The 24,805-nt window shown below is 53.2% G+C and carries 21 protein-coding genes; 8 read left to right on the top strand and 13 right to left on the bottom strand.

Annotated elements, in window-relative coordinates; translation table 11 throughout:
• Positions 1-9: 9 nt before the first annotated feature.
• Positions 10-2,133, bottom strand: a complete 2,124-nt coding sequence (gene glyS, locus INP77_RS12085) for a glycine--tRNA ligase subunit beta (protein ID WP_194749306.1) — start codon at positions 2,131-2,133, stop codon at positions 10-12.
• A complete protein-coding gene (gene glyQ / locus INP77_RS12080) occupies positions 2,130-3,074 on the bottom strand; it encodes a glycine--tRNA ligase subunit alpha (protein ID WP_194749305.1) in 945 nt (314 codons plus the stop codon). The genes glyS and glyQ overlap by 4 nt, the downstream gene beginning before the upstream one ends.
• A gap of 171 nt (positions 3,075-3,245) precedes the next feature.
• Between glyQ and INP77_RS12075 the strand changes: the two genes are divergently transcribed.
• The 4 genes from INP77_RS12075 (at position 3,246) to INP77_RS12060 (ending at position 9,201) form a co-directional block, all read left to right on the top strand.
• Positions 3,246-3,683, top strand: coding sequence for a hypothetical protein (locus INP77_RS12075; protein ID WP_194749304.1), 438 nt, complete (start codon positions 3,246-3,248; stop codon positions 3,681-3,683).
• A gap of 63 nt (positions 3,684-3,746) precedes the next feature.
• Positions 3,747-5,039 (top strand): TolC family protein, encoded by a 1,293-nt coding sequence (locus INP77_RS12070; RefSeq protein WP_194749303.1) that lies wholly within the window; start codon positions 3,747-3,749, stop codon positions 5,037-5,039.
• Complete coding sequence (locus INP77_RS12065) at positions 5,036-6,124, top strand: efflux RND transporter periplasmic adaptor subunit (protein WP_194749302.1); 1,089 nt, start codon at positions 5,036-5,038, stop codon at positions 6,122-6,124. Before INP77_RS12070 ends, INP77_RS12065 begins: the two co-directional genes overlap by 4 nt.
• A gap of 2 nt (positions 6,125-6,126) precedes the next feature.
• Complete coding sequence (locus INP77_RS12060; RefSeq protein WP_194749301.1) at positions 6,127-9,201, top strand: efflux RND transporter permease subunit; 3,075 nt, start codon at positions 6,127-6,129, stop codon at positions 9,199-9,201.
• A 497-nt stretch (positions 9,202-9,698) separates the two neighbouring features.
• On the opposite strand, the gene lnt is transcribed toward INP77_RS12060, so the two are convergent.
• The 6 genes from lnt to phoB all read right to left on the bottom strand — a co-directional run bounded on the left by lnt (position 9,699) and on the right by phoB (position 15,881).
• Positions 9,699-11,177, bottom strand: a complete 1,479-nt coding sequence (gene lnt, locus INP77_RS12055; RefSeq protein WP_194749300.1) for an apolipoprotein N-acyltransferase — start codon at positions 11,175-11,177, stop codon at positions 9,699-9,701.
• Positions 11,168-12,019, bottom strand: coding sequence for a ChbG/HpnK family deacetylase (locus tag INP77_RS12050; protein WP_194749299.1), 852 nt, complete (start codon positions 12,017-12,019; stop codon positions 11,168-11,170). Before INP77_RS12050 ends, lnt begins: the two co-directional genes overlap by 10 nt.
• Complete coding sequence (locus INP77_RS12045) at positions 12,016-12,402, bottom strand: GtrA family protein (protein ID WP_194749298.1); 387 nt, start codon at positions 12,400-12,402, stop codon at positions 12,016-12,018. The genes INP77_RS12050 and INP77_RS12045 overlap by 4 nt, the downstream gene beginning before the upstream one ends.
• Positions 12,403-12,409: 7 nt before the next feature.
• Complete coding sequence (locus INP77_RS12040) at positions 12,410-13,387, bottom strand: glycosyltransferase family 2 protein (protein ID WP_194749297.1); 978 nt, start codon at positions 13,385-13,387, stop codon at positions 12,410-12,412.
• A gap of 45 nt (positions 13,388-13,432) precedes the next feature.
• Positions 13,433-15,061, bottom strand: a complete 1,629-nt coding sequence (locus INP77_RS12035; protein WP_194749296.1) for a glycosyltransferase family 39 protein — start codon at positions 15,059-15,061, stop codon at positions 13,433-13,435.
• 112 nt (positions 15,062-15,173) lie between these two features.
• A complete protein-coding gene (phoB, locus tag INP77_RS12030; RefSeq protein ID WP_194749295.1) occupies positions 15,174-15,881 on the bottom strand; it encodes a phosphate regulon transcriptional regulator PhoB in 708 nt (235 codons plus the stop codon).
• 156 nt (positions 15,882-16,037) lie between these two features.
• Between phoB and INP77_RS12025 the strand changes: the two genes are divergently transcribed.
• Genes INP77_RS12025 through nusB form a run of 3 tightly spaced genes read left to right on the top strand, consistent with a single transcriptional unit; the run spans position 16,038 to position 18,688 of the window.
• Positions 16,038-17,711: an OFA family MFS transporter gene (locus tag INP77_RS12025; protein ID WP_194749294.1), complete on the top strand. Its 1,674-nt coding sequence runs from the start codon at positions 16,038-16,040 to the stop codon at positions 17,709-17,711.
• 60 nt (positions 17,712-17,771) lie between these two features.
• Positions 17,772-18,221, top strand: a complete 450-nt coding sequence (gene ribH, locus INP77_RS12020; RefSeq protein ID WP_194749293.1) for a 6,7-dimethyl-8-ribityllumazine synthase — start codon at positions 17,772-17,774, stop codon at positions 18,219-18,221.
• Positions 18,218-18,688 (top strand): transcription antitermination factor NusB, encoded by a 471-nt coding sequence (gene nusB, locus INP77_RS12015; protein ID WP_194749292.1) that lies wholly within the window; start codon positions 18,218-18,220, stop codon positions 18,686-18,688. Before ribH ends, nusB begins: the two co-directional genes overlap by 4 nt.
• A gap of 99 nt (positions 18,689-18,787) precedes the next feature.
• Here the strand turns inward: nusB and INP77_RS12010 are convergent, their stop codons facing one another.
• From INP77_RS12010 to INP77_RS11990, 5 genes are all read right to left on the bottom strand, one after another.
• Complete coding sequence (locus tag INP77_RS12010; RefSeq protein ID WP_194749291.1) at positions 18,788-19,534, bottom strand: UDP-2,3-diacylglucosamine diphosphatase; 747 nt, start codon at positions 19,532-19,534, stop codon at positions 18,788-18,790.
• Between the two features lie 3 nt (positions 19,535-19,537).
• Positions 19,538-20,032: a peptidylprolyl isomerase gene (locus INP77_RS12005; RefSeq protein WP_194749290.1), complete on the bottom strand. Its 495-nt coding sequence runs from the start codon at positions 20,030-20,032 to the stop codon at positions 19,538-19,540.
• Positions 20,033-20,076: 44 nt separating this feature from the next.
• Positions 20,077-20,640 (bottom strand): peptidylprolyl isomerase, encoded by a 564-nt coding sequence (locus tag INP77_RS12000; protein WP_194749289.1) that lies wholly within the window; start codon positions 20,638-20,640, stop codon positions 20,077-20,079.
• Positions 20,640-21,887, bottom strand: coding sequence for a L,D-transpeptidase family protein (locus tag INP77_RS11995; RefSeq protein ID WP_194749288.1), 1,248 nt, complete (start codon positions 21,885-21,887; stop codon positions 20,640-20,642). The genes INP77_RS12000 and INP77_RS11995 overlap by 1 nt, the downstream gene beginning before the upstream one ends.
• A 120-nt stretch (positions 21,888-22,007) precedes the next feature.
• Entirely contained in the window at positions 22,008-23,165 is a 1,158-nt protein-coding gene (locus INP77_RS11990) for a tetratricopeptide repeat protein (RefSeq protein ID WP_194749287.1), read from the bottom strand.
• Positions 23,166-23,431: 266 nt separating this feature from the next.
• Here INP77_RS11990 and cysS point away from each other — a divergent pair, with 266 nt between their 5' ends.
• A complete protein-coding gene (cysS, locus tag INP77_RS11985) occupies positions 23,432-24,793 on the top strand; it encodes a cysteine--tRNA ligase (RefSeq protein WP_194749286.1) in 1,362 nt (453 codons plus the stop codon).
• Positions 24,794-24,805: the final 12 nt, after the last annotated feature.

The raw sequence follows: 24,805 nt of genomic DNA, 5'->3' as shown, positions 1-24,805 counted from the left end.
GACGGCTGTTTAGCTGGCCAACTTGGACAAATCAGCCACACGGTTCATGGCCTGATGCAAGGTCGCCAGCAGTCCCAGACGATTGGCTTTCAAAGCAGGGTCCTCGGCATTCACCATGACCTCATCAAAGAAGGTATCCACCGGAGCCTTAAGCACGGCCAGTGCCTGTAACGAAGCGGTGTAATCGCCTGCTTCAAACAGCTGATCTGCTTTAGGCTTGGTGTCAGCCAGGGCCTGATACAAGGCTTTTTCAGCCGCCTCTTGCAACAAACTGTCGTTCACTTCGGCCTTAACGTCCCCTTCAACTTTCTTAAGGATATTCGACACACGCTTATTGGCAGCCGCCAGCGCAGGCGCTTCTGCCAAATTGGCAAATGCTTGCACGGCACTTAACCGGCGCGGCACTTCTGCCAACTGGTTAGGTGACAAGGACAATACCGCATCCACCTCTTGCGCAGTCGCACCCTGGTCACGCAGGTTTACCGCCAGACGATCAAAGCAGAAAGCCTGGATGGCTTCTGCCACCTCGGCATCCCCATGAAAGACGCTCAGCGTTTGTGCGATTAACTGATCAAAGGCCAACGGCAAATCGGTTTCCATCAGCATACGCAAAATGCCCAGGGCCTGACGGCGCAAAGCAAACGGGTCTTTATCGCCAGTGGGCTTCTCACCAATGCTGAATAGCCCAACCAGGGTTTCCAGCTTATCGGCCAAGGCCACCACCACACCTACCTGGCTGCGTGGTAACTCATCACCGGCAAAGCGTGGGCGGTAGTGGTCTTCTATCGCATACGCCACGTCATCGGCCAAGCCTTCATGCTGGGCGTAGTAGCGGCCCATAATGCCTTGCAATTCAGGGAACTCGCCGACCATATCGGTCAGCAGGTCAGCCTTGGACAAGCGCGCGGCTTGTGCCACTTTGGCGACAAAGCCGTCACCGCCGATGTGTTGCGCAATGGCGGTGGCAATCGCCACCACGCGCTCATTGCGCTCGCCTTGCGAGCCGAGCTTGTTGTGGTAAACCACTCTCGCCAAGCCCGCCAGACGGCTTTCCAGCGTCTTTTTGCGGTCCTGGTCAAAGAAGAACTTGGCATCGGCCAGACGCGGACGCACCACGCGCTCATTACCGCCAATCACCTTGCTTGGATCGGCCGGGTTAATATTGGACACAATTAAAAATTTATTTGTCAGCTTGCCATTGGCATCCAGCAGCGGGAAGTATTTCTGGTTGGCCTTCATGGTCAGGATCAGGCACTCTTGCGGCACCGCCAAAAACGCTTCTTCAAACTGGCCCAGCAATACATTCGGACGCTCCACCAGGGCAGTGACCTCATCCAGCAGGTCGTCATCGTCAATCGGCGTCAAGCCTTGCTTTTGAGCAGCGGCTTGCAATTGCTGCACAATCTCTGCACGGCGCGCATCAAAACTCGCAATCACCGCCCCTTCATCCGCCAGTTGTTGCGCATAGGTGTCGGCAGACGTGAGCGTCACCACCGGATTTTTCGCTTCAAAGCGGTGCCCTTGCGTGGTGTTGCCTGCCGTCAACCCCAAGGTGGAAACAGGCACGATTTCGCTGCCATGCAATGCCACCAACCCATGCGCTGGGCGCACAAAATTGACGCTTTCCCAGCCATCGTTGATCTGGTATGTCATGACTTTGGGGATAGGCAAACGCCTCAATGATTCATGTATTGCGGAATCAAGCGCACTTTGCAAAGGACTTCCTGCGGCAATCTGCGAGTGAAAAAGCACATCATTTTTGCCATCATTTTCTGTTGTGATGCGTTCGCTCAGTATTTGCTCGAAATCTGTATCCTGCGTGTATCCACATGTAGATATGAGCTTTTTAATCAAAGCTTGAGTAGGCTTACCATTACTGTCTAAACCTACAGAAGCTGGAACCAGCTTATCCTTTTGCATTTTCTCAGGAGAGATACTTAAAACATTTGTGATATGTGCAGCTAGTCTTCTTGGAGAAGCATAAACAGTCAATATAGAATCTGCATCTACTAAAAAATCTGCTTTTTGCAGATACTCAAAGATTTCCTTGCCAAAGGATTCGCCCAGTTTTCTAAGCGCTTTCGGCGGCAGCTCTTCTACAAATAATTCAACTAACAGATTGCGGGTACTCATGCGGCGGCTTTCTTGTTTTGTTCGGCTTGTTCACTGGCCAGTTTGGCAATCACTTCATCTGCCCAGGCTTTAGGCGCCATGGGGAAGCCCAGACGGGCGCGACTATCGAGATAGCTGGCGGCCACGGCACGCGCCAGGTTGCGGATACGGCCAATATAAGCCGCGCGCTCGGTGACGGAAATGGCACCGCGGGCATCCAGCAGGTTAAAAGTATGTGCGGCTTTGAGCACCTGTTCATAGGCAGGCAAGGCGAGTTTGACTTCCATCAGGTGCTTGGCCTGCTTCTCATGCGCATTAAAAGCGGTGAACAGGAAATCAGCATCGGAATGCTCAAAGTTATAGGTCGATTGCTCCACTTCATTCTGGTGGAACACATCACCGTATTTCACCCCAGGTGAGTATTCCAGGTCATAGACGTTTTCAACGCCTTGCAGGTACATGGCCAAACGCTCCAGCCCGTAAGTAATTTCACCGGTGATCGGTTTGCAGTTAATACCGCCTACTTGCTGAAAATAGGTGAATTGCGTCACTTCCATGCCGTTGAGCCAGACTTCCCAGCCCAGACCCCAGGCGCCCAGCGTCGGGTTTTCCCAGTCATCTTCGACAAAACGGATATCGTTTTCTTTCAGATTAAACCCCAGTGCCTCAAGTGAGCCGAGGTAGAGCTCCAGGATATTGGCAGGGGCGGGCTTCAGTACCACCTGAAATTGGTAGTAATGCTGCAAACGATTTGGGTTTTCGCCATAGCGACCATCTTTGGGGCGGCGGCTAGGCTGCACATAGGCGGCTTTCCAGGGCTCAGGGCCCAGGGCGCGCAAAAAAGTTGCGGTGTGGCTGGTACCAGCGCCCACTTCCATATCGTAAGGTTGCAACAAAGTGCAGCCTTGTTTGTCCCAGTATTCCTGAAGCTTTAAAATAATTTGTTGAAAGGTCAGTACCATGACGCCTGATCCAGATAAATGTAAAACCAATATTTTACCTGATTCAGCCCGGGTAAAGAAATTGCATTCAGGCCATGTCCAGCTACCTGGCAGCCCCATTTGAAGAGTTGAATGCTTTTTTTACGGCTTTTTGCGATTGTGGCATTCACTGAATTTTGTTAGATTGAGAAGATGAGCACTTATCGCACATGGGTATTGTTGTTGACGTTATGGTTTGCCTTGCTGCAAACCGTCGCGCCACTCATGCACGCCCATGCTGCTGGCGATACCGCGGCGGATGACGGTCCGCACATGCACATGGTGGATATCCCCGCCCTGCATACTCAGGCCGAAGCTTCCAAGCACCCTTTTCACTGGCATGTACACTCCAACAAATCGCACGGTCAAATCATCGGCTTAGGCCAAGCCATCAGCGAAAGCAATCCGCTGTCATCACTGATAGATGCCTATGCCAGCTTTTGGCTGCCCGCCGCCATTTTGCCCGCACTACTGTTGCTGGCAATCGCGCTGCAACGATCTGAAAAACCTTTTGAGCGACACCGTCAGGAACGCGCTCCGTCCAATCTCACTCTCGCCTGCCACGCCCCACGCGCACCGCCTTACGCCTGAATAAATACGCGTAGCACCGGTTGGCATTAGCCATCCGTTTGCCTGTTTTATTCAGGAGTCTCTATGTTTCATTTAGTTAGGGGAGTCAACCGCTCCCTGCTGATCGCCTGGCTTGCCGCCTGCGGCGTCTGGCTTGCGCAACCAGCGCTGGCCGAGAAATTGCCCGCCAGTGTCGCCCAGCATCCTACCGAGCACGAAGATACCGTGGCGCTCAATGCACGCCTGTCACTGCACGAGGTTTTGCAGCAGGTGGTGGCCACTCACCCGCAACAAGCCTTGCTGGCCGCGCATCAGCAAATGGTCAACGCACGCAAAATCATGGCAAAAAGCTGGTTGCCCCTGGCACCTAGCGTGGGTTTCTCTCATCAAAACGATGCCTGGCTGAGTGATCGCGATGAGCGCGAATGGCAAGCACAAATGCAAATTCCGATCTGGCTACCGGGGCAACGCGAAGCGCGTAGCCAGGTGGCCAGTTTGGCTGATAACAGCCTGTCACAGGACCAGGCCAGCCTGCAACAGCTGGCGGCAGACTTGTTGCGCAATGCGGTTTGGGAGATTGCCATGCGCCGTAATGAGTTGCGTCTGGCAGAAAGCAGACGCGACACCTTGCGCAGCATTGCCGAGGATGTGCAAAAACGCTTTCGGGCGGGAGAAGTGGCCAGACTCGAGGTGATGCAAACCAGCCAGGAAACCTTGCAGGCTGAGCGCTTGTGGATCACGGCACAGGCAGAACTCATGCATGCGCAATTCCGCTACCAGCAGTTGACCGGCCTGAATGAAATGCCAGCCCGTCTCGAAGAATCCCTCTCCAGCCGTGAAGGCTATACAGAATCCCCGTTTTGGCTGGCAGCCCAGGCAAAAGTCAAGCTGGCAGAAGGGCAGCGTGACCTGACCATGATAGAGCAGCGACAAAACCCGACGCTCACGGTGAACACGCGCACTATGCAAGGAGGGTTTGATAGCAAGTTCAATAGCAGCATGGGGCTTTACGTCAACATCCCGCTGCAAAGCGAAGTGCAGCGTGCGCCCCTGATTGCCAATGCAGAACAAAATATAGGCGATGCCCGCATGCAACTGGAAACCCTGCGCCGCCAGCTCGAAAACAGCCTGCACGAGGCTGAGCACAACCTGCATGTCAGCCGCCAGGAGCTCGCCGTCATCGAGCAACAACAAGCCATCGCCAGTGAAAATTTTGCGCTGGCACGCAAAGCTTATCGGCTGGGCGAGCTTGACCTCAACCAATTATTACGCCTGCAACTGCTGGCTTTTGAAGCTGAACGCAGTTTGAGCAGCCAGCAACTTCAAGTGCAATGGAATATCGCCAAATACAATCAGGCCGTAGGAGTCCTCCCATGAAAAAAATACTGTTATTCACGCTCGCGGCTTGCCTGTCCTTGAACACGCTGGCGGCCACACGCTTGCCACTGACCGCCTCACAACTGCAGCAAATGCAGGTGCAATGGGGGCCGTTGAAAGCCCAGCAAACCGGTCTTTCTGCCAGCTATCCCGCAGAAGTCGTCTTGCCGCCCACGCAAACACGCGTGGTCACCGCGCCACAAGCCGGCCTGATTACCAAACTGAATGTCAGTGTCGGCGATAGTGTGAAACAAGGCCAGGTCATCGGCCAGCTCAGCAGCCCGGACCTGATCGCCTTGCAAAGCAATTATCTGCAAGCAGAAACCCAGGCCAGACTGCATGAGCAAGCTCTCAAACGTGACCAGGAATTGTTCAAGGACGGCATTATTGCCCAGCGCCGGATGCAGGAAACCCAAAGCGCCTATGAAACCAGCCAGGCGCTCATGCATGAGCGGCAACAAACCCTCAAGCTGTCTGGCCTGAGCGAAACGCAAATCCATCAGCTGGCGCAAAAACGCAGCATGCAAAACGGCATGGTCATTATTGCGCCTATCAGCGGCCAAATCATGGATCAGCAACAATCCGTAGGCGCTCGCGTGGACATGGCCATGCCGATTTTCACGATCATGAATCCCAAGCCGTTATGGCTGATGATGCAGCTGCCGATGACTCAGGCCAGCACACTGACGCCTGGCACAGCCGTCAAATTGCCCAAGTTGGGGCTGAGCGCCAAAGTTGAAACCGTGTTGCGCAAGCTCAACAAAAACAACCAAACCACGCAAGTCCGTGCCGTGATTAGCGAAGGCGCCGAGCAACTGTCTATCGGGCAAATCGTAGATGTGGCGCTGGTTGAGCATACGACACAACACAGTTTTGCCGTCCCGAGAACGGCGGTGGCCCGCCAGGGCGAACAGGCGCTGATTTTTGTGCAACAAGCCAACGGCGTGACCGTCATGCCCGTCAACATTCTGCTGGAAGAAGACCAACAGCTCATTATCAAAGCCGATTTATCCGGCAATGAGCGTATCGCCACGCATGGCGTAGCCGCCTTAAAAGGTTATTGGCTGGGCATGGGGGGAGAATAAGCATGTTGAACTGGCTTATTGAAACCTCGCTCAAGCAGCGGCTACTGGTATGCGTGTTTGCGATCGGCCTGCTGTTCGCAGGCTGGACCGCTTATCAGACCATTGCCATTGACGCCTTCCCGGACGTCTCTTCGACGCAAGTCAAAATTATCATCAAATCACCGGGCATGACGCCGGAAGAAGTTGAGACGCGGATTACCGCACCGATTGAAGTCGAGATGCTGGGCATCCCCAAACAAACCAGTTTACGCGCGGTGGCGAAATATGCCCTGACCGACATCACCATAGACTTTGAAGACGGCACCGATATCTACTGGGCGCGCCAGCAGGTCACTGAGCGGCTCAACAATGCCTGGCCCAACTTGCCCGCCGAGATTTCTGGCGGTATCGCCCCCATGACCACTCCGCTCGGCGAAATGTTCATGTTCACCATAGAGTCGGACACGCTCAGCCTGCAGGAAAAGCGCTCGCTCCTGGACTGGGTGATTCGTCCACGTTTGCGCACCGTGCCTGGCGTGGCCGACGTCAATGCCCTGGGTGGACTGGTGCGCAGCTTTGAAATCGTGCCGGATAACACCAAGCTGCAGGCACGTGGCGTCGCCTTGAGCGAGCTGCAACAAGCCATCAGCGAAAACAACCGCAATGATGGTGCAGGCCGCCTCAAGGATGGCGAAGAATCTTTACTGGTACGTGCTGAAGGCGCTTTTAAGACGCTGGATGATGTGCGCCATACCGTGCTCAAAGGTCACCAGGGCAGCCCCATACGCATCGCGGATGTTGCCGAAGTCCGCATCGGGGAATTGACACGTTACGGTGCCGTCAGCCGTAATGGTAAAGGTGAAGCGGTGGAAGGCCTGGTGTTGGGCTTAAGGGGCGCGAACGCCAGACAAGTGGTGGAAGGCGTTCGTGCCAAACTGGATGAAATCGCCCCCACCCTCCCCAAGGGCGTCACCATTCATGTGTTTTATGACCGTGGCAATCTGGTCGAACACGCAGTGCACACAGTGAACAAGGCGCTGATGGAAGCGGTAGTGCTGGTCTTGATTTTGCTGGTACTGTTTTTAGGCAACCTGCGTGCAGCGCTCACGGTCGCCTGCGCCTTGCCACTGGCCATGCTCGCCACCTTTTGGCTCATGCAGCAATATGGCATGTCAGCCAATCTCATGTCATTGGGGGGCCTTGCCATCGCCATTGGCATGTTGGTCGACTCTGCCGTGGTGGTGGTCGAAAACATCGTCGAACATCTGGCGCACAACCAAGCCTCACCCACCACAGATAAACTCGGCATCATTCTCGCGGCCATGCGCGAGGTCAGTGTGCCTGTCAGTGCCGGTATGATCATCATCATGACCGTATTTCTCCCCTTGCTCAGTCTGCAAGGGCTGGAAGGCAAGCTGTTTGCGCCGGTGGCGCTGAGCATTATTTTCGCTCTCGGTTCATCGTTGTTGCTATCGCTCACCATTATTCCAGTACTGGCCTCGTTCCTCATCCGCGACCAGACCAGCGAAAACCCGTGGTTGATCCGGCACCTCAATCACTGGTATGCCAGCGCATTGAACACGGCCATGCAACATAAGCGCCCTGTACTTTTAGCCGCGGTTGTCCTGCTGGTGCTCACAGCCATCGTCTATCCACGGATCGGCAAAACCTTTATGCCCACCATGGATGAAGGCGACATCATCATCGGCACCGAAAAACTGCCTTCTATTTCCCTGCAACAAAGCATCGTAACAGATAACCATCTGCAACAAACGCTGCTACAACAGGTGCCAGAACTCGAAGGCGTTTACTCCAGGGCGGGCGCTGATGAACTGGGCCTGGACCCGATGGGCGTGAATCAGACCGATAATTTTCTGGTGCTCAAACCGCGTGACCAATGGCAAGTGCCAGACAAAGCCACGCTGATCGAAAAGCTGCGCCAGGTCATGCACAGCATTCCTGGCCTGGATTACAACTTCACGCAACCGATCGAAATGCGCGTAAACGAAATGATCCTCGGTGTGCGTGGTGATTTGGCGCTCAAAATCTTTGGGACAGACCTCAACGTACTCGACCAGAAAGCGCAGCAAATCATCAAAGTGCTTGAATCCATCCCGGGCAATCAAGATGTCTATACCCCGCAAAATAGTGGCGTGCAATATTTGCAAATCAAGATAGACCGCGTCGCCGCCGGCCGACTCGGCCTCAGCGTGGCGGACATCAACACCCTGCTGCAAAGCCAGCTCGAAGGCAAATTGCTGGGCATCGTGCTGGAAGGCAACCGCCGCACCCCAATCTTGCTACGCGGCAGCCAGATCGTGCGCGAATCCGCCGCCGACTTCAGCCAGCTGATGCTGGCGCTGCCACAAGGCGATACCGTCCCCCTTTCCAGTGTCGCCCACGTCGTGCGCGAAGAAGGCCCGGTCAAGATAGACCGCGAACGCGGCAACCGCATGGTCGTCGTCACCGCCAATGTCAAAGGGCGCGATCTGGTCAGTTTTGTAGAAGAAGCCAAGCAAAAAGTGGCTCAGCAAGTAGCGCTACCCGAAGGCTACTGGCTGAAATGGGGCGGCCAGTTCGAAAACCAGCAACGTGCCGCCGCACGCCTCAGCATCGTCATCCCGATTGCGGTCACACTGATTGCCCTGCTGCTGTTCATGACCTTCGGCTCCCTGCCCAAAGCCCTGCTCATACTCGCCAACATCCCATTCGCCATGATCGGTGGCGTATTCGCACTGTGGCTATCAGGTGAATACCTGTCTGTCCCAGCCTCGGTAGGCTTTATCGCGCTGCTAGGGATCGCCGTACTAAATGGCGTCGTGATGGTCAGTCACTTCCAACACCTGGCCGAACAAGGGATGGCCGCCAGCCTCATCGCCTACGAAGGCGCCAAACGCCGCCTGCGGCCAGTACTCATGACCGCCAGCATCACCGCCTTTGGCTTGATTCCCTTATTGTTTGCCACCGGACCAGGCGCTGAGATTCAACGGCCATTAGCCATTGTGGTGATTGGTGGCCTCATCACAGCGACCTTTTTAACATTGTTTGTCTTGCCGATTTTGTATCAGCACTTTTTTGGTAGGGAAAAGAGGGGTTAAATGAGCAAGCAACTCTTCTTAGCATTGATGTTTGGCTGACTAGTCAGGCAATCTTTTCGCCTTTAGACCAGTGACTTACCTCCAGAAAGTCACCTCGTCCAGCACAGTGTTGCGGCATAGGCTGAGCTTCAGGTGAAGCCGTATTGGCAGTTCTAGCCAAGATGAGTTTCGCGAGCGCTTAGCCTAAGTCCGGCAAAGCAATGGACGAAATCCCTAAGCCGAGCACCGCAGGGAATCAGCGGAAACTCGGGTGCACTTTCTTTTGCTGACTTGTTCTTTGAGCAAGCAAAGAAAAATCACTCGCCGAGTGGCGAAATAGAACATCACAGATTACAAGCAACTATCCGCGTGGGCATCCATGCCCACCCTACTACTCTATCAATCAACCTTGATGTGGACCAAGAATGTCGTAAGAATCGCCTCTTAAACCCACGCAGAAGTGACTGCGCTAGCGACAAGACTGGTCTACTTCAATCCGCAAACGCAAGCAGCAAGAATTACCTTCTTACCCTAATCCAGATCAATCCTGCCACACTCAAGACCAAAAACGCCCAATTCCCCCACCAAACATAAGGCGTCTGTCCTTGGTAGCTGTGCGCTTCGCCCGTCAAAATCACCGCCTCATCATGCGGTGCATGCTGCAATACCTGGCCATTTTTATCGATGATGGCGGTCGCGCCCGTATTGGTGCTACGCAACACCATCCGCCCGGTTTCAATGGCGCGCACCTGGCTGAATTGCATATGCTGGTCGGCCGCAAACGATTGTCCGTACCAGGCATCGTTGCTGATATTGACCAAGAGCTCGGCTTGCGGCAGTTGCTGGGCAATTTCTTCCCCAAACACGTCTTCATAGCAAATATTGACACCGACTTTTTGCCCGGCAATCAGCAATGGCTGTTTCGATGTGCCGCGGGATAAATCGCTGAGCGGCATATGCAGCCAGTCTCGGTATATCCAGCCGAACAGGCTTTTAAGCGGAATAAATTCGCCAAAAGGCACCAGGTGGCTTTTGGAGTAAGACTGTGTGGGAGAGCTGCCCAGGCTGATGGCGCTATTAAAGTACTGGTCTTGTTTGGACTCAACAACGCCCACCAAGAGGTCGCCTTTTTGCTGTACTGCGTGCTGTTTGAGAGCATCGAGATAGCTGGGCGCAAGTTGGTCAAGCAACACCGGCAAAGCGGTTTCGGGCAGCACAATCAATTGGGCCTGGGTTTGCTGCACCATGTCGAAATACTGACGCAGGGTCTGTTCCGCGTGCTCAGGCGACCATTTGATGGTTTGGCTAATATTGCCTTGCAGCAAGGCGACCGAGAGAGGTTTTCCCGTAGGCTGCGTCCACGGCACCAGTGTCAGCAGGCTGCCGCCTAGCCACAATAGCGCGAGCATGATGAAGGCCGGTTTACGCTGCGGCATGATCAGCAGGCAAGCAAGACTGGCGGCCCCTAGCATGAGCAAGGCAGAGACACCATAGACGCCAACAACAGGCAGAAAGCCGGTGAGTGGACTGTCTGGGGCCTGACTGTAGCCCAGTGTCAACCAGGGGAACCCGGTAAAAATCCAGCTACGCACCCAGTCGGACAAGGCCCATAGCAGTGGCGCAGACCATAGCAGATGACCGACTTTTTTTGCCAGATAACCCGCGAGGGCCGGGAAAAGCGCCATGAAGGCGCACAGGCAAAAGGTACAAAAACCGGCAAACCACCAGGGCATGCCGCCAAAGGTATGCAGGCTGATATAAATCCAGTAGATACCAACACCGTATAAGCCCAAGCCAAACGCCAGGCCCAGCCTGAACACTTGCGCGGGTGTGGCCGCCTGCTGCCAAATTACCAGCAACGCTGCCAGCGTCAGCCAAGGTAGCCAAAACAGGTTAAACGGCGCAAAACCAAACACCGTTAACGCGCCTAACAGGCACGAGAGAAAGGCTTGTTGTATCCACGAGGCCTGGCTGAGCCAGGCGGTGATTACGCGCATGGCAGGCCTTTCGGGTGGCCTTTGACCGGCTGCAGGTCCGCCATCTTAAGCCAGGCTGAAAAATCAGCGGACTGCATGACTTGCCACTCGATCATGCGCGCAATGGCGATGGAGTCTAAGGGATCCACCGTCTGTGTTGGCCGGGCAGGATGGCACATGAGGACGGGTGGCAATTCGTTTTGCGTGGCAGGCCTCAGATGCTTAAGTTGTCTGGCCCATTCTATCCAATGTGCCTGATAGGCAGCAGCATCACCCTGAAAATCATAGACGCCTAATAATACTGGGGAGACCCGGAAACCAGCCGCACTTGCCTGTCGCTGCAAGGCTTGTGCGCCTAGCCAATGAATAATGCGCCCCTTGAGACCGGTTGCTGCTGGCGGGCTGGAAATACGCAGCCAGGGACGTTGATCCACGGGCAGATGGCCATAGCGTTGTTGCATGACAGCGATCAACGATTCGCGGATCATTGGCAACTGGTGCACATGCAAATGCCCATCGATATAATCAGGCAGCGTGTGCAAAGCCGCTTCAAAGGCATCCAGTTGCTGTGTGATATTCGCCGTCACATCTGCAGGGTTGAGCATGCCGCAGAGGCTGCGCATGATCAGGACGGGATGTGAAAAGCGTGAGGTGTGCGCGTACTGCGTGAAATCAAGATGCAAGCCGATGTCTGCCAAATTGCGGATGGCTGGCGTGACATGCCGGGCAGTCTCTTGCCATCGCGGACTCAGGGTCATGCAAGAGGTGGCAGTCAATACGCCGCGCTCGATCAAGGCCAGGATGGCGTCATCAATCTCGGCGGACTGCGCATAATCATCTGCACAAATAATCAGCTGCGTCATGCTTGGCCCTCATGATGTTGAAACGCCCAAAAGCGGCTGAGCAGCCAGGTGCTTGCCGCGACCATCACCATCACGCAGCCGAGCACCAGCCAGAAAGGCAGCGGCGTATAGTTCAGCCCCAGCCATAACAGGGCCTGATTGCCAAAGAACCCCAATAAGGCCACCGCAAAAAACTTGCAGAATGCCGCCAGATGATTGGCTTGTGTGCCGCGAAAAGACCATAGCCGATGACCGAGGTAACTGACCGGAAATGCGCATAAAAAGCCGATCCAATTCGCCTGTGCTGGTGACAGGCCCCAGGCATGTGCCAGTAGCGCCATGACATAATGGACGGCGGCCGCCAAGGCACCAACACTGACAAACCCGAGTACCGAGGCACGCATGGGACGCTTAGCGGGAACCCGCTGACGGCGCAGGCGTGACGACTTCTGCCACAATGTAGGGTGGCCGCCCTTTGACCTCATCATAAACACGCGCCAGATATTCGCCAAGCACGCCGATAAACAACAACTGCACACCAGACAGGAACATCATGCTGGCAACGACCGTGGGCCATCCAGGAACAGACTCATGAAAAAATAGCGCATCAATGACCACCAGCAGACCATAGGCAAAAGCCAGAATAGCCAGGGTGGCACCAGTCAGGCTGGCCAGACGCAAAGGCAACACCGAGAAACTGGTAATGCCAGTCCAGGCCAAGGCAATCAGCTTGAGTTTTGAATAAGCACTTTCACCATGCAACCGCGGCAATGGGGTGTACGGAATGCCGATCGACTTGTAGCCAACCCAGGCATAGATACCTTTCATGAAGCGGTTGCGTTCTGGCAGTGCACACAGCGCATCGACCACTTTACGGTCCATCAGGCGGAAGTCACCGGCGTCGCGTGGGATTTCCACATGGGTGCTGCTACTCATCATGCGATAAAACAGCCTAGACCCCCAGAGTTTGAAGGGCGATTCCTGCTCGCGGTCCTGACGCACGGCATAGACCATGTCATATCCCTCCCGCCACTTTTCCAGCATGGTGTACATCAGATCTGAAGCGTGCTGACCATCAGCATCCATACAAATAACGATCTCACCCTTGGCATAAGTCAGGCCAGCGCTGATGGCGTTTTCCTTGCCAAAGTTGCGGGAGAACTTGACCAGGGTCACACGACACTCTTCCACCAGCGACTGCACCACAAGAGAGGTCTGATCACGGCTACCGTCATCTACCACGACAATGTCCCAATTGGGCGACATTTGCTGCAAATCGTGCCGGATATTTTGCAAGGTTTTTGCAATATTTTTTTCTTCGTTGTAGGCAGGCACCATCACCGTCATATGCGGCTGGGCAGATTGGCGATGGCTAACAGCAGTGGTCATGGCGTCATACTCAAAAATAACTGGGACTATTGTAGCGGATTGCGGTTAGTTTTTGGCTGGCGTCGCTTTGCGATCCGCCCCTTGCAAGTGACGACGGTCTTTGACTACTGCCAGCCACATGCCTTCGCGCTGGACGCCACTGATGAGTTTGCCTTGCATGACCTCGTGGCAATGCATATTGGTGGTGGAGAGGAAAAAATCTGCTTCCTCCCAACGGCGGGTGACACTAAAGCGACCATCCAGATAGGGCTCAATTTGTGGCGTATCCACACAGGCAGCCACCCAATAAGGCTGGGTGCGCGCGGGCAAATGCAGGGCCGTGAGTTGGGCCGCAGCCGCCCGCAGGGCGCTGGACCAGTAATCGCCCTCCCATTTGAACTGTGCTTGTGCCTGATCGCCAACCAGACGATTTAACCTGACGTATTGATACGGATGCATTTGCACAATATCCACCAGCGTCACCAGCATGAGCCCGGCGATAACACCCGCCCACAGCGCCTGGGCGTGATAACGCAAGGACGATGTGCACTGCACGCAGGCCTGCCAAACCGCGAGCACAGACCAGGCAGACAAGATGGCCAGCAAGGGCAAGATAAAGGTAAAGTGTCGGACGCCATTGTACAAAGCTGGACGGTCATCCATGACAAAGACCAGCGGAAACAGGATGCCCATCAACAGCGTATACATAGCCATGCGTATTGCGTTGTCAGCCAGGCGCAGTGACCGTCTATTCAGCAGCCACAGCACGGCGACCCCGGCAAACGCTAGTAGCGCCGCCTCGGGCAACTTCACTGCCAGATACTGGAACAAATAGCTGCGTGGAACTTCGCTGATGTTATACACCACCCCGTTGGCGATGGTTTGCATATTAAAGTCAAAGTGGGAGAACGACTTGGCCGCCTCCAGCATGTTGTCGGCCTCGATCACGCTCCACGGCCAGCACATGGCCATAAACACAAACGCCAGCACTGCCGCAGGCAGCAACACCCACACCATACGCAACAGGCGCGAAAATATCGGCGTGTGCAGTTGCCTATGATCGAGCCAGGCCCGCAGCATGACCAGCAAAACCAGATAAATCACGGCAAAGGCCCCGCCCACACGCAAGCCAAGCGCACCGCCGACTGCAAAGCCGAGCAGGACAATGACTCTGCCACTCACCAGCTCCATGTCGCGCACCACCAATGCGGTGGCATACAGCGCCCACAGCATGCAGGTCGCAAACGGAACATCTTTGGTATGGGTAAACATGGTGCCTGACCACGACACCGTCAAAAACAACATGGTCATTGCCAACAGTGCCAGACGGGGGCCGCCTAGCAATCGGCCAAATTGAGAAACGCCATAAAAACCAAGCAAGCCAAACAAGGCAGAGAGCAGATGCCGGATATCCCAGATCATGACCGGGATGTAGGGGTCGAGTGCGGCCGCGATAATATCGAACAGGCCGCCATAGAGATATAGATTACGGTAATGAAAAGCGTCCTGGTCCTTGAATCCCGACTGATACCAGTCGAGCAGCATTTGGCCATAGGTATGCTGCACATACTCATCATTGCTGATGCCATGCTGACGGAAGGTCAACGCCACCCATGCGACCAGTACAAGCCAAAACAGCCGGATCAACCAGCGGTAAAGTGACTCATTCGAGGAAGCATTTGCAGCAGCGTTCATGGGCCTTGCCATTAAAAAAATGAAACAGGCGCAAGCGTATCACGACACCCTGCCGGATGGTAGAGCAAGACCCATGGTCTTGCTCGTATTTTGTCAAATTAATGAAGAATGCTTATTGCGTACCAGGATCGGTATGCACGGAGAAACGGTAGCCTGAACCGCGGACAGTCTGAATCATTTCCTGATGATTGGAGGCCACCAGTGCGTTGCGTAAACGACGGATATGCACATCCACGGTACGGTCTTCAACAAAGACACGGTCACCCCACACCTTGTCCAGCAGTTGCGTGCGGCTATGCACACGCTCAGGATTGGTCATGAAGAAATGCAGCAGCTTGAATTCGGTAGGGCCCAATGGAATATGGACATTATGACCGGTCACACGATGGGTAGTCGGGTCCAGATGCAAGCCGGCAATTTCAATCGGATCATCTGTCATCTGCGGCGCACGTCTGCGCAACACTGCCTTGATGCGTGCATTTAATTCACGCGGACTGAATGGCTTGGTCACATAATCATCCGCACCCACTTCTAGACCACGCACCTTGTCAAACTCATCGCCGCGGGCAGTGAGCATGATAATCGGCACTTCCTTGGTCATGCTGTCAGATTTAAGCCTGCGCGCAAACTCGATTCCGCTCATGCCAGGTAACATCCAGTCCAGCAAAATCAGGTCTGGCATCGTTTCGCGTAACAACATTTGTGCATGTTCAACGCTGGTGGCACGGATAGCATGATGCCCCGCCTGTTTGATATTCAACGCCAGCAATTCCTGGATCGCCGGTTCGTCTTCTACCACCAAAATATTCGCTGCAGCCATGACACTCCCTTCGAGCAATATTGAGATCAAACTACTTAATTGAATGCTCGCCAGTTTATGAATGAATTATGACATTTTAATGACAACATCACATAAATTTAATCAAGACTGTTATTGCCTTTTGGGGTAAATTGTAACAATATGTAACAGACGTAAATGAGGGGCTTTATCTTGATTAATCTTTCCAAAGAACACATTACAGCCGGCAATCAGTTTAATCGCTGGCTGGTACCGCCAGCGGCATTGGCAGTACATCTTTCAATAGGCATGGCCTATGGCTTCAGCGTGTTCTGGAAACCGTTGGGCAATGCATTGACCGGAGCAGATGGCAAACCTGTTGACGCCTGTGCTGCAGGCGCATCCACTTTCGCCGACAAACTGGCCGGCACCGCAAAAGCATTGACTGCCACCGATTGTAACTGGACCCAGTTTGATCTGGGCTGGATGTATACCTTATTTTTTGTCTTGCTTGGCTGCTCGGCCGCCGTTTGGGGCGGCTGGCTAGAACGGGCAGGACCGCGTAAAGCCGGGCTGGTAGCCATGCTTTGCTGGTGTGGGGGGTTACTGATTTCGGCGCTGGGCATACACCAGCATCAACTCTGGATGATGTGGCTGGGTAGCGGCGTCATCGGCGGCATCGGCTTGGGGCTAGGCTACATCTCACCAGTTTCCACCCTGATTAAATGGTTCCCAGATCGGCGCGGCATGGCGACCGGCCTGGCGATTATGGGCTTTGGCGGGGGCGCCATGATAGGCTCACCTCTGGCGACTAAGCTGATGGCGATGTTTGCCACACCGACAGACCCTGGTGTCTGGCAAACGTTTGTGGTGCTGGCGCTGATTTACGCGGTATTCATGACTTGTGGTTCGCTGGGTTACCGTGTCCCCGCCGCCAACTGGAAACCTGCTGGCTGGACGCCACCCGATGTACAACACAACCGACTGGTAGCCACCCGGCATGTACACTTGAAAAATGCCCATAAAACGCCACAGTTTTGGCTGTTATGGCTGATTTTGTGCATGAATGTGTCCGCAGCCATCGGTATTATTGGCGCAGCAGCGCCGATGTTACAAGAGACCTTTGGTGGCGTATTGATAGGCCAGCCACAACTGGGCTTTGCCGAGATCAAGGCAGACGAAGCATTAACCGCCACAGCAGCCGCGGTTGGCGCAGGCTTTGTCGGTCTCATTTCGCTGTTCAATATTTTTGGCCGTATCGGCTGGGCCACCTCTTCCGATAAATTGGGGCGCAGAACCACTTACTTTATCTTTTTTGTGCTGGGTATCATGATGTATGTCTGCGGCACCTACGCCGCCAACCATCATCAGCTAGCCTTGTTCCTACTGGTGTTTTGTGTGATCGCCTCCATGTACGGCGGCGGCTTCGCGACCATTCCCGCCTACCTGGCAGACCTGTTTGGCACGCAGTTTGTCGGTGCGATTCATGGCCGCCTGTTAACCGCCTGGTCGACCGCAGGGATTTTGGGGCCCGTCATCGTCAACTACATGCACGATGTAAGGCTGGAGGCTCATGTTCCGTATGCAGACATTTATGCGCCGATATTCATGACGCTGGCGGCTTTGCTTGGGGTGGGCTTCACGGCCAATTTGCTGGTCCGGCCAGTGGCAGACAAATACTTCATGTCCGACAGCGAACTGGCGGCTGAACAGCAAAGCGGCAAAAAACCGGCAGACAACGCAGTCAGTCTGGCTAAAACAGATACGCCAACACCTGCCATACTGGTAAAACTGGCCTGGCTGGCGGTACTGATCCCCATCAGTTACGGCATCTGGATGACCGTACAAAAAGCCTGGTCATTGTTCGCATAATCCGTAAAGCAGCCGTTTGGGTTAAAATAGCACTTTTATGTGTTAACCCACGGACTCAAAGTGAACAAAATTGCCCAAAATCTGGACGGTACCGGTAAAAAAATCGGTATCGTTCTTTCCCGTTTTAACGACAATATCGGTGCAGGTTTGCTTAACGCCTGCGAACAAGAACTGCTCAAACTGGGCGTCGCTGCTGAAGATATTACGCTTGCCAGTGTCCCTGGTGCGCTCGAAACGCCCCTGATTCTGCAGCACATGGCGCTGTCAGAAAACTTCGATGCCCTGATTGCCCTGGGCGCGATTATCCGCGGCGAGACCTACCACTTTGAAGTGGTGTCCAACGAGTCCGCGCGCGGCATTTCCGAAGTACAGCGTGACACTGGCGTGCCCGTCGCCAACGCCATCCTGACCACCGAAAACGACGAACAAGCCGAAGCACGCATGGCCATCAAAGGCGCTGAAGCTGCACAAGTGGCGATTGAAATGGCCAATCTGGTGAATGCACTATGAGTGCTGATCAGGCAGCACCCAGCAAAAGCAAAGGCAGTAAAAACCGCCGCAAATCGCGTGAGCTGGCGCTCAAGGCCCTGTATCGAAACCGTATGAATGCGGGCGACGTCAAACAACTGCGCCTGGACAGTTTGGATGACCCAGACTATTTCAAAGCGGATGAAGCGTATTTCAAGCAACTGCTGACCGGGGTACTCGAGCAGACCGAGCAAATCGACGCCATGATCGGCCAGTTTATTGACCGTCAACTCGAAGAACTGAGTCCAATCGAACATGCCATTTTGCGTATTTCAGGTTATGAACTGATGTTTGATGTCAGCATCCCGTACCGGGTCGCGATCAATGAAGGCGTGGAGCTCGCCAAAGCTTATGGTGGCATAGACGGCCATAAATACATCAATGGCGTCTTGGATAAAGTCGCCGCGCAAGTCCGTCCGCATGAATTTGGTCAACAAGTCAAAAAGTAATTCTTTGACGGTTTGAACCTGGATCTGACATAAAAAAGACAGCGCTTAAAAGCGCTGTCTTTTTTATGTGCGGAGTGAGTAAGTCACAAAAAATAGCAATTACGCATCAAGTGATAACGTCACCAACCGCATTTCAGCAGCATCTAAACGTGCCACCACTGCGGTATAGTGCCAATCCCCCAACACCCAACGCTCACAGGCATGCTGATCGACCAGCAAAGGATGTATCGCTGGCCGGTGTGTATGGCCATGCAGCAACACATCCGGATAGTGATTATCGCGGATCAACTGGTTGACCGCCTCACCATTCACATCCATGATCTGCATGCTTTGGCTGGCTTTGTTTTGCGCACTCTGGCTACGCGCTTGTTGGGCAAAGGCAATGCGTGCTGCCAACGGCTGCGACAGAAAAGCGTCTTGCCAGGCCTGACTGCGCACCTGCTGACGAAATTGCTGATAAGCCACATCGTCCGTGCATAGCGAATCCCCATGACTCAACAGAATACTTTTGCCTGCCATCTGCAAGCGTGCAGGGTCTTGGAGTAAAGTGAGGCCACAGGCTTGAGCAAAGGCATCCCCGATTAAGAAGTCGCGGTTGCCATGCATGAAATAAAGCTGAATCCCTTGTGCCGACAAAGCCCTAAGCGCCTGGACGACTGGCAAAAATGCTCGGCCATACTCGGCGTCTTGCAGCAGATCGTCACCCACCCAGACCTCAAAAAAATCACCCAGAATATACAATGCGTTGGCCTGACTAACCACGGTGTCTAGCCAATGCAAAAAAGCCTGCGTTACCGCAGGCCTTTGCGCACTCAAGTGCAGATCAGAAATGATCCAGGTGGTCATGCCCTAGGCAACCACAACTGCTTTTTCAATCACCACAGATTCAACGGGCACATCCTGATGACCAGCGCGGCTAGCTGTTTTGACTGCTGTGATTTTATCCACGACGTCCATGCCTTCGACTACTTTACCAAACACGCAGTAACCCCAACCTTGAGTGGTGGGTGCGCTAAAGTTGAGGAAGTCGTTATCTTTCACGTTGATGAAAAACTGGGCAGACGCTGAGTCTGGCACCATGGTACGTGCCATGGCAATGGTATATTTGTCATTGCTGAGGCCATTATCGGCTTCATTTTTGATCGGCGCGTCAGTTGGTTTTTGCTTCATGTCGACATCAAAGCCACCGCCTTGAATCATGAAGTCTTTGATCACGCGATGAAAAATCACGCCATCATAAAAGCCTTTTTCTACATAGCTTAAAAAATTAGCGACCGTGATCGGTGCTTTTTCTGCGTTGAGTTCTAGCGTGATATCGCCAAAGTTAGTCGTCAGTTTGACCAAAATATTCTCCGTTGATTAAAGGTTGCGACAATCAATAAGCTCAATTAATTGACTATCGTTGCACGTTTGATGATGACCGTACGATAGGGCACATCCGAAAAACCGCGCTGGTTACCTGTCGGTAAGTTGCTGATTTTGAATACCACATCCATGCCAGACACCACTTTGCCAAAGACACAGTAGCCGATACGGTCCGGTTCCGGGCTGGTGTAATCCAAAAACTGGTTATCTGCAACATTGATGAAAAACTGGGCGGTGGCCGAGTTAGGGTCTGGTGTACGAGCCATGGCAATCGTGCCAGTCTGGTTGATCAACCCATTGGCCGCCTCATTGACGACGGGCGCGCGGGTCGGTTTTTCGTTGAGGTCACTGTCAAAGCCTCCGCCCTGAATCATGAAACGGCCAATCACACGATGAAAAATGGTATTGCTGTAAAAACCGTCTTTCACATACTGCAAAAAGTTATCCACGGTTTTAGGTGCTTTGTCACGATAGACCTCTACCGTAAAATTACCCTGATTGGTTTCAAACATGACCTGCGTTGCTGCAATCGCCAGATTCACAGCCAACATCAAGCACACACCTACTAATTTTGACCACACACGCATTAAGCTGATCCTTCGTAAAGAATTTTCCATTCACCGTTTTCCTGCACCCAGTACTGCCGTTTCTTCATGACATTCCTGAGCGCAGCGCTAATATATTCCTGCTCAAAATCTACGACCACCATATTGCGCTTGGCGTTCGGATAGGTGAACATGCTGACATCAGACAAATTGATATTGACCTTGGGCTTGGCCGCTTGAATCTGGCGTTTGTAACTGGCCCATTTAGACAAATCACCATCAGAGTAAAAGAAGTCAGGCGTGTAGTGCGACAGATAAGCCTCTGTATTTTGCGCCATCCAGTCTTTACGCCAGCGCTCGATCGCCTGTTTGAGATCAGCCTTGGCACGATCTTGCTGACGGGCGGACTCGGGTGTCACCCATTGAAAATCCACCCCGATTACCACGGGCGTATTGCCAGCTTGCAAAATACCTTGCAACGCTTGCATGTCAGGATTGGACAACACAACACAGCCATCACTGGCCCTTGGCGGACGGCTGTAGGTATCGCGTGGGGTGCCATGAATCCAGATCCCCGAGCCTGTTTTACGCTCGTAGCTATCTATTTCGTTCGGGTAGTTGAGCGGATAAGCCGCATCGCCATACAAATCTGGTAAGGGACGGTTCAGTTTGCGCGAAGCAAAATACACACCGATAGGCGTACGTTTGTCGCCCTGGTCTTTTTTGCCGATGCCATTTTTTCCTATCGTGACATAATAGTCAGCAATGTATTTGAGCTCATTGTCATTGCCTTTTTCGTAGACATAGACACGGGAGCGTGCGGTATCGACAAACAGGACATGGCTTTGTTTTTCGGACAACTCAACCAGCAGATTCGGTTGGGTCAAGCCACGATTGCGGTCAAAGTAATTACGAATCCGAATCTCAGCTTCTTCTTTGAAGTCCTGGATACGGCTGACATCGGCGACATGCGCATCGCCAAAGCCATGCAGGATTCTGGCTTTGGCGGATAAGAGATCGCCATGAATCAAGTGCGCCAGTGCAAAATTGGGAGAGATGGCGAGTAACTGATCGACATAATCCAGCGCCTGTTGCAAATGGCCTTCTTTAATAGACTGCAAAGTCTGCACCAACATGCGCTCTACCGCATTGGTGTTTTTGCTTTGCATGAACAACCTGGCGGTTAACGCCTCATGGTTAACCGCAGTTGCATTCCAGGGCAAAAGCGCAGCGCTGACAAACGCAATACAACAGTACTTTCTCAACCGACTCATACCATGATTATACAATTGTTTCAGTAAAAACCCGTGTGCTCAGGCCCCAGGCGCCGCAGTGCGGCTTTGGTGTGACCCGCCTCAAGAACACCAGCATGCATCATGCAAGAGGCCCCCAGAGGCAAGTGCGCCAATTTAAAACTTGCCTACACGCTCTTGCTGAATCAACCAGCGACCACCTTCTTTGACCATATTGAGTGTTTTGTTTGAGTTTGCATCCAGGCCGGTTGCTTTATAGGCCTGACGGAAGGTGACTTTTGCCTTGCTGTCGCCCTCCATCCTGACATCGATATTGCTCAACTTGACAGAAATTTTACTTGGCCGGCTCACGCGATCACGACGCGTGGATTCCCACTGTTTGCGCGGCTCACCTGCGGGTGTTTTAAAATCTTTGGCATAGCTGTTCAGATAGCGCTCTACATTTTGTGCCTCCCAAGCATCCGCCCAGGCGTTTACCGCATCCAACACTGCGCGCTCGAGTTGTGCAGATGATTTACTGTCGGCAGATTTAGACTCTGTTGGCTTGGACTCAGCGACCTTGGACTCTACTGGTTTTGGCTCAGCCGTCTTGATCTCCTGCGGTTTTACTTCAGTGACGACCGGTTTTTTAGTCTCTGTCACGGGAGAATTATTGGTCACAGGGGCGGTCGCAGCCGGTGGCGTCACCGCTGCCGGTGGATTCACAGCCGCATTATTGGTGGGCGGCGTAGGCGATACGCTCGCGGCAGGTGGTACAGCTGTTGCTGGACGCGCTTGCGCACGTTTCCCGCCGAACAGATCCGTAATCATGGCCAGCTTATTCTGCGCGCGGCTATTTGAAGTATCCAGCTTGAGCGCCTTGTCATAAGCTTCAGAGGCCAGACGTGCATAAATATCGCCCAGATTCTCATGGGCCGTGGCATAACTTGGGTGCGTTTTGATGGCAGACTCCAGCGCTTTTCTCGCTTTGTCATATTGCCCCTGATCCGCATACAGCACGGCCAGGTTGTTATAAGGCTCAGGCAGGCTAGGATATTTGTCAGTCAATTCGGTAAAAGCCTTGATCGCTTCGTCCCGCTTGCCCAGCTCGACCAGAATCACGCCACGCATAAACATGGCTTCGGCATTTTTCGGGTTGGCTGCCAGATAATTGTTCACCCGATCCAGCGCTGCTGCCTGATTCCCCTGCTCAGAGAGCTGGTTGATTTCGCGCAACTCGACATTTGTTTGACCGGCCAGCACGGTATCGGAGAAGGCCGCCTGGCTTAAAAAGACGCCAAGCACGAGTAAATATTTTTTTAATGTTGCGTTCATGAGCTATTACCTGGGTAATCGTTGATTTTTATCAGTATGTTATACTCGGATTGTACTAGAGACAGTGCAAAATTAGGTGAATATGCAGACGAATTACACATCATTTTGTGTTTGGCGTCGCCTCAACCACAACAAGCTGATCAAGCAAGGGATTGTTTGTAGACTGTTTTAGGCAAAACATACAGCCTGCCTGCTTAACACCAATTAAACACCAGACTATTTCTGCTAATTTTATCACGCATCCATCCTTCTTCAATTTCATTCGCATGCTAAAACTTTACAACACCCTTACACGCAGCAAGCAAGATTTCAAGCCGATTCAGCCCAACCAGGTAAAGATGTACGTCTGCGGCATGACCGTGTATGACTTTTGCCACTTGGGACATGCCCGCGTCATGGTGGTGTTTGACATGGTGGCGCGTTGGCTGCGTGCCACTGGCTATCAAGTGACATATGTACGCAATATCACCGATATTGACGACAAAATCATCAAGCGTGCCAACGAAAACAATGAAACCATCCAAAGTCTAACGCAGCGTTTTATTACCGCCATGGACGAGGACTCGGCCAAGCTTGGCATTTTGCGCCCTGACCTTGAACCACGCGCAACCGAACATGTGCAGGGCATGCTGGACATGATCAGCAAACTCATAGACAAAGGCTTTGCTTACCAGGCACAAAATGGTGATGTATTTTACAAAGTGCGCAGATTTAATGATTACGGCAAGCTCTCCGGCAAAAGCCTGGAAGACCTGCGTGCGGGTGAACGCGTTGAAGTCGATAGCTTTAAACAAGACCCGCTAGACTTTGTGTTGTGGAAGTCCGTCAAACCTGGCGAACCCTACTGGGAATCCCCCTGGGGCAATGGCCGTCCCGGCTGGCATATTGAATGCTCGGTCATGAGTGCCGCCCATCTCGGCCAGCACTTTGATATTCATGGTGGCGGGCAGGATCTGCAGTTCCCGCACCATGAAAATGAAATTGCCCAATCCGAAGCCACCCACGACTGCACCATGGCCAACTACTGGATGCACAATGGCTTTGTGCGGGTCGATGACGAAAAAATGTCCAAATCGCTGGGCAACTTTTTCACCATCCGTGAAGTGCTGGAAAAATATGATCCAGAGGTCGTACGTTTCTTTATTCTGCGCGCCCATTACCGCAGCCCGCTTAATTACTCTGACAAGCACTTGGATGATGCCAAAGCCTCGTTGACCCGCCTGTACACGGCCTTGCGCGGGATTAAGGTCGATGCATGTGAGATCGACTGGCAACAACCGCAAGCGGCCAAATTCCAGGCAGCCATGAATGACGACTTCAACACCCCAGAGGCGATTGCCGCCTTGTTTGAACTTGCCAACGATCTCAATAAAGATAAATCTGCGACCACCGCCGCATTACTGAAACAATTGGCTGCGATTATCGGCTTGCTACAACGTGACCCGGAAAGCTTTATGCAAGGCGACACCGGTAGCACTAGCCTGGATATTGAAGGCATGATCAGTGCACGCATCGCCGCCAAAACAGCCAAGAACTATGCCGAGGCCGACCGGATTCGCAAAGCCCTGTCTGAAGCAGGCGTGATTCTGGAAGATACGCCTCAAGGCACCACCTGGCGTCGTGCCTGATTAAAAACAACT

The organism is Methylophilus sp. 13 (assembly GCF_015354335.1).
Classification (GTDB): domain Bacteria; phylum Pseudomonadota; class Gammaproteobacteria; order Burkholderiales; family Methylophilaceae; genus Methylophilus; species Methylophilus glucosoxydans.
Note: the sequence above shows the minus strand (reverse complement) of the source record. Positions and strands in the feature narration are given on the sequence as shown.